This is a genomic window from Pseudoalteromonas sp. BZA4, assembly GCF_040104395.1.
GTDB lineage: Bacteria > Pseudomonadota > Gammaproteobacteria > Enterobacterales > Alteromonadaceae > Pseudoalteromonas.
Genome location: NZ_JBECOT010000149.1, coordinates 1 through 1046, shown reverse-complemented (window position 1 = coordinate 1046; position 1046 = coordinate 1). Strand labels below are relative to the sequence as shown.

Annotated in this window: 1 protein-coding gene; it reads right to left on the bottom strand. The window is 41.7% G+C overall.

Annotation, left to right across the window (positions count from 1 at the left end; translation table 11 throughout):
* Nucleotides 1-69 precede the first annotated feature (69 nt).
* Nucleotides 70-822, bottom strand: coding sequence for a SpvB/TcaC N-terminal domain-containing protein (locus tag ABMY41_RS21805; RefSeq protein ID WP_349276273.1), 753 nt, complete (start codon nucleotides 820-822; stop codon nucleotides 70-72).
* Nucleotides 823-1046 lie beyond the last annotated feature (224 nt).

The window sequence follows — 1046 nt, the reverse complement described above, 5'->3', positions numbered from 1 at the left end:
TCTTCCACAAGTTCAAGGTGGCTAAATAACGACATAATTAACAAGTAGATAGTGACAATGTGGGCGTTATTAGATCAGAAAAGAGGCGGATGTTAAAGCCTTTTTACAAAGTGCGATCCCGCCGTGAGTTTCCGAGGAATAAGTTTTTAAATTATCTAGACGTGCCGTTGAACTAGCTTCTCCTCCTGACACATAATGTATTGATGAATCAGTTCTATTATCCGTATAGTTGAACTCAACCTTTTGAAGTCCACTCTCAGTTATAGAATCAGAGGTGTAATTAATTGATGTCAACAACTTCTCGCCTACCCCAAACTGCTCATACTCATAATGAATGTAGTTCTTAGCAGTTGCATCATGTTGATATTGGATTAACCATGAATAAGCCGCTGTTTTTCCACCGTGCACTAACCGTGATTTAGTCTCCTCTCCAAAGTAACCAACGCGACCATTCTTATACTCCACTTTAAACCAAGTTGAACTGCTGTTTAATGAGCCACTTTGCGTTACACGCACAAAACTATCAATTTCTGTACGGTATTGGGTGCCTGAGTTACCATATGTACCCGACGTTGCTATAAGTCTTTGCCCATCAAAACATAAACGGTCATTGCTATTGTATTGTGGGTTTTGGGTAAAGCCATCTTGCGCAAAGGTGGCAGCACAACGAGTAATACTAGAACCCGCAGACAGTGACCAACCAACACCAGCAATACCATTGCCACTTTTTGAAGAATAATTTAATGATACATTAGGCTGCATACCGGCACGGCCTGGCGGGAGTTCAATTGGAATGTGATACGTCGCTGCTCCACCACTCACACCCGCTTGTCCCTTAATTGTGCCTATATTATCAACTATTGGTTTACTGACTTCATTAAACCCAGCTTGATTTGTAGGGGTGCTTGTTGTTACAGAAGCGGCGTTGTTTCCTAAAAGTTTGAACTATCTTGCCAGCCTGTGATCAGATCATCTATATCCTACTAGCCCGTGCAACAACAATGAGCAAAATCACAAACTGGTCTCACTATAATCAAGCCCTCGTT